We start from the raw sequence: 4,644 nt of genomic DNA, 5'->3' as shown, positions 1-4,644 counted from the left end.
ACCGCTTACAGCCGGTTCTCGGTGAGCGGTACTTTGAGCATTTTCCTTACGAGGAACTGATTCATCCTCAAGAGCCGGTGCCTAATGAATTGGAGGAACCCCTGCGGGCCAAATTCCCGGAAATTCTTCCCGTGGGCGAACACAATCCCACCATCCTGTTTCATCTTCGTCAGGGCGTGAAATTCCACGATGGACATGTGTTCGATGCGGGAGATGTGAAGTTTACGTATGAAGCCATCATGAATCCCAAAAATTTGTCTCCACGGACTCCGGATTTCGAGCCGATCAAAACCGTGGAGATTCTGGATCCGTCAACAATACAAATTATCTATAAACGCCTCTATTCACCAGCCATCAATGCCTGGACCATGGGGATCCTTCCCGAGCATCTTCTCAATGAGGAAGCCTTAACCCGTGAAAAACAGGAGCGAGGATTGTCGGAGGAGGCGCAAAAGGCATTCGGGATGCGAGAGAGTCAGTTTAATCGGCATCCTATCGGCAGCGGAAGCTTTCAGTTTGTCGAATGGCAGGGGGATGAATTTATTCATCTTCGACGGTATGAGGACTATTGGGAGGGACCTGCACAATATCAGGATTATTATATGCGCATTATTCCTGAACTGTTCACCCAGGAAGTGGAGTTTCGGACAGGCGCGATAGATTTTTATGGCGCGCAGCCTCATCAGGTCGACCGGTATAAAAACGATCCGACCTATCAGTGGTTCAGCAGTCTGGGATTTGCCTACAACTATATTGGCTACAACAACCGAAAACCGTTATTTGCCGATCCCATGATCAGGACAGCCTTGGGGATGGCCATTAATGTTGATGAGATCATCACCTATCTTGTGTATGGAGAAGGTGAGCGGACAACTGGACCCTATCCCCGAAATACCGAATGGTATGATCAGTCCATTCAACCTCTCCCCTACGACTCTCAAGGAGCCCGCGCGCTCTTTGAGAAGGCCGGATGGAGCATGAATAAAGATGGGTGGCTCGAAAAGGATGGAAAAATTTTTGAATTTACGCTGATTACGAATAATGGCAATCCTATCAGAAAAAATTTGATGACCATCGCCCAGAATGCCTGGAAAAAGATCGGCGTCAAAGTGAACACACAGGTCTTCGAATGGGCCGTGTTTCTGAACGATTTTGTGAATACCGGAGATTTCGATGCGGTCGTGTTGGGGTGGAGCATGGGCATTGATCCGGATCTCTATCAGATCTGGCATTCCAGCCAGGCCGGTCCGCAACAACTAAATTTTGTGGGGTACAATAACCCACGCGCCGACGAACTCATTGTCAGGATCCGCCAGGAATACAATAGAGATCGACAAGAGGAATTGACTCACGAGCTACATCGGTTGATTCATGAGGATCAACCCTATACCTTTCTCTACGCGCCCTTAAGCACCAGGGTGTTGGATAAGAAAATTGTGCTGGTCGAGGAAGGGCCGGATGGGAAAGAAAAGTTCAAAAAGATTTATCCCACCAAAAGCGGTGACATCACGTATTATTTCCGTAAATGGCGAAAGTTGGAGTTGACGCCGGACTTTTAAGTCATGCGATAGGCTCTCAGGTTACAACAGATCAACCATGTGGAATTTTATTGTTCGTAATGTGGCGCAACGGCTGATTCTGCTGGTCATTGTGTCTTTTTTGGCCCATTCCTTTATTCATCTGGCTCCAGGGGAACCCAGTGAAGTGGATCCGATGAATCCCCGGATGAAACCGGAAGATATCGCCAAAATTCGGGCCGCCTTCCATTTAGATGATCCGCTCTATGTGCAATATGCCTATTGGATAAGGGATTTGGCTTCGGGGGAACTTAAGTCTTTCAAGGATAGCCAACCCGTCCTTCCGAAAATCTGGGACCGGTTTCTGAATTCCTTGCCGTTGTTTATTCTGGCCACGATTCTGGTGTGGACGTGGGCGTTTCCTGCGGGGATTTACGGGGCGGTATTCCGGGGAGGACTGTATGACCGGCTGACCGTGTTTTCCTCCTATGCGCTCATTTCAGTTCCGGGTTTTTTCCTGTCGTTTTTAGCTATTTTGTGGGTAGTGGGTTGGTTGGGTGTCCCGGTGATCAGCATCAAAACGTTCGGAATGGAGCATGCGCAGCCTGCCTATCAGATGATGGATCGTATCTGGCATTTGGTCATTCCATCCGTCATGACCGCGATCGGCGGGATCGCTGTCCTGTCCCGATATGTCCGTTCCCAGATGTTGGAAGTGTTAAGCCAGGATTATGTCCGGACCGCCAGGGCGAAAGGCCTTCAGGAAGACACGGTGATCTATGGCCATGCGCTGGGGAATGCTCTGCTGCCATTTGTGACCATGTTCGGTCTTCTGCTCCCTGGGCTGATCGGCGGGTCTGTGATCTTTGAACAAATTTTTGCCTGGCCGGGGTTGGGTCGGCTGGCCTATGAAGCCATTCTTTCAAGAGACTTTCCGATCATCATGACTCTCAACTTTATCGCCGCAGTCCTGACCTTATTGGGTACCTTGATCTCGGATATTTTGTATGCGGTGGTGGATCCGAGGATCCGCTTGCATTAAACACGAGAATCAGAGGCACGAACGCTTAATGGATCACTCGAAGACCGACGTTTCTCAAAAAACCCAGGTGGCCTCCCTCGATGCGGAAGGTCTGGCTCCACAGGAAACGCCGTGGGAAGAGTTTCTCCGTGTATTTACCAAGGACTACCAGGCTCTCTTCGGTTTTTGGGTGCTCGTGCTGCTCTTGCTGATGGCCTTGACCGGGAAAGTGCTGACGGAATGGTGGGTTGTGTTTGATCCGGAAGCGGTACGACTGACAGATAAATTTCTTCCCCCGCTGTCTGTGCCTTCTCCCGATAGTATTTCGGAAGATCGGCCGTTTGGCGGTATCTATCTCATGGGCACAGACGAATTGGGTCGTGACGTGTTCGCCCGGATGTTCCAGGGCTCGTTTGTTTCTCTATCTATTGGATTTGTGGCCGTCGGAATTTCCTTGGGGATTGGCATCTTGTTAGGCGGGCTGTCCGGTTTTTACGGGCACGTGAAGTTGTGGTTTATCACCGTCGATACGCTGATCATGCGATTCACTGATGCCATGATGTGTTTCCCGACATTTTTCCTCATTCTGACGGCCGTGGCTCTCCTCCCGCCCAGCATCTACACCATCATGATCATCATTGGATTGTTTAGCTGGATGGGGACGGCCCGATTTGTTCGGGCAGAATTTTTGTCCATCCGTGAACAGGACTATGTGGTTGCAGCCAAAGCGTTAGGGATTCCCGAGGGTCGAATCATTTTCCGGCATATGGTGCCCAATGCCCTGGCACCGGTGTTTGTGTCAGCCACAATCGGGGTCGCCTCGGCCATTTTAACGGAGTCAGGTTTAAGTTTTCTGGGTTTTGGAGTGCCTCCTCCTTATGCCACATGGGGTAATATCCTCTCGGATGGCAAAGGGTTTGTGTTCGATGCGCCCTGGTTATTCTTTATTCCGGGCCTGGCGATTTTTTTTGTGGTGTTGGCCTTTAATCTTGTTGGAGAAGGCCTGCGTGAGGCCTTAAATCCGAAATTGCGAAGCCGGTAAATGGAATCCCGCGTGCACCCACTGTTACAGGTGTCTAACCTTCGAACCTCGTTCTTCACGGACAAAGGCGAAATCAAAGCGGTCGATGATGTGAGCTTTTCCATTCGAGGCGGGCAAACGCTGGCCTTGGTGGGAGAATCCGGCTGTGGGAAGTCCGTGGCGGCCCTCTCGATAATGCGTCTGATCTCTTCGCCGGGTCGTGTGATTGGTGGCACGATTCACTTCAAAGGGCAGAATCTGCTGGATCTTCCCGAAAAGGAGATGCGCCGGATTCGTGGAAAGTCGATCGGCATGGTGTTTCAAGAGCCCATGACCTCGCTGAATCCAGTCATGTCGATCGGCAATCAGATCGGTGAAGTCCTGAAAATTCATACGAACCTGTCGGATCGGGACATTCGAAAAGAAGTGATCAGCTTGTTGGATAAAGTACGCATTTCGGCTCCTGAAAGCCGTATCGATCAATACCCCCATGAAATGTCCGGCGGGATGAAGCAGCGGGTGATGATCGCCATGGCCCTGGCCTGTAAACCTGATCTGTTGATCGCCGATGAACCGACGACCGCCCTGGATGTGACGATACAAGCCCAAATTCTGGATCTGCTCTCGGCTCTTCAGAAAGATTTGGGCATGGCCATTTTACTGATCACACATAACCTGGGCGTGGTCGCGCAATTCGCCCAGGATGTCATCGTCATGTATGCGAGCAAAATTGCCGAACGGGCAACCGTGAAAGAATTATTCCGCAATCCCAGCCATCCCTACACGAGTGCGCTGTTGAAATCGCTGCCGCGACCGGGGGAACGCCAGACCAGGTTGGAAGCCATTCCAGGGACCGTGCCGTCTCCCTTACAGTATCCGCCAGGCTGTCATTTCTCTTCCAGATGTCAGGAGGTGATGGAGCATTGTCCCGTTCAGCCTCCGCCCACCGTGCAGGTGGGGGATTCGCATGAGACAGTGTGTTGGTTATATGACAAGAAAGAGTCATGAGGGGGGGGGATCTTCATGACGATTTTTGTTGTAAAAAAAACCTGTATCCCATTGTAAGAATTTCTTGTTACTCATGA

The 4,644-nt window shown here is 50.7% G+C and carries 4 protein-coding genes; all 4 read left to right on the top strand.

The features are described from left to right. A partial coding sequence (locus AAH187_RS05425) for an ABC transporter substrate-binding protein (RefSeq protein ID WP_342347419.1) occupies positions 1–1,559 on the top strand: 1,559 nt, incomplete at its 5' end. A gap of 37 nt (positions 1,560–1,596) precedes the next feature. After that, positions 1,597–2,559 carry an ABC transporter permease gene (locus tag AAH187_RS05420; protein WP_342347418.1) on the top strand — a complete coding sequence of 321 codons (963 nt, stop codon included), beginning with the start codon at positions 1,597–1,599 and terminating at the stop codon, positions 2,557–2,559. 28 nt (positions 2,560–2,587) lie between these two features. Next, positions 2,588–3,580 (top strand): ABC transporter permease, encoded by a 993-nt coding sequence (locus AAH187_RS05415; RefSeq protein WP_342347417.1) that lies wholly within the window; start codon positions 2,588–2,590, stop codon positions 3,578–3,580. Further along, entirely contained in the window at positions 3,581–4,567 is a 987-nt protein-coding gene (locus tag AAH187_RS05410; protein WP_342347416.1) for an ABC transporter ATP-binding protein, read from the top strand. Positions 4,568–4,644: the final 77 nt, after the last annotated feature.

The organism is uncultured Nitrospira sp. (assembly GCA_902500695.1).
Lineage (GTDB): Bacteria > Nitrospirota > Nitrospiria > Nitrospirales > UBA8639 > Nitrospira_E.
Note: the sequence above shows the minus strand (reverse complement) of the source record. Positions and strands in the feature narration are given on the sequence as shown.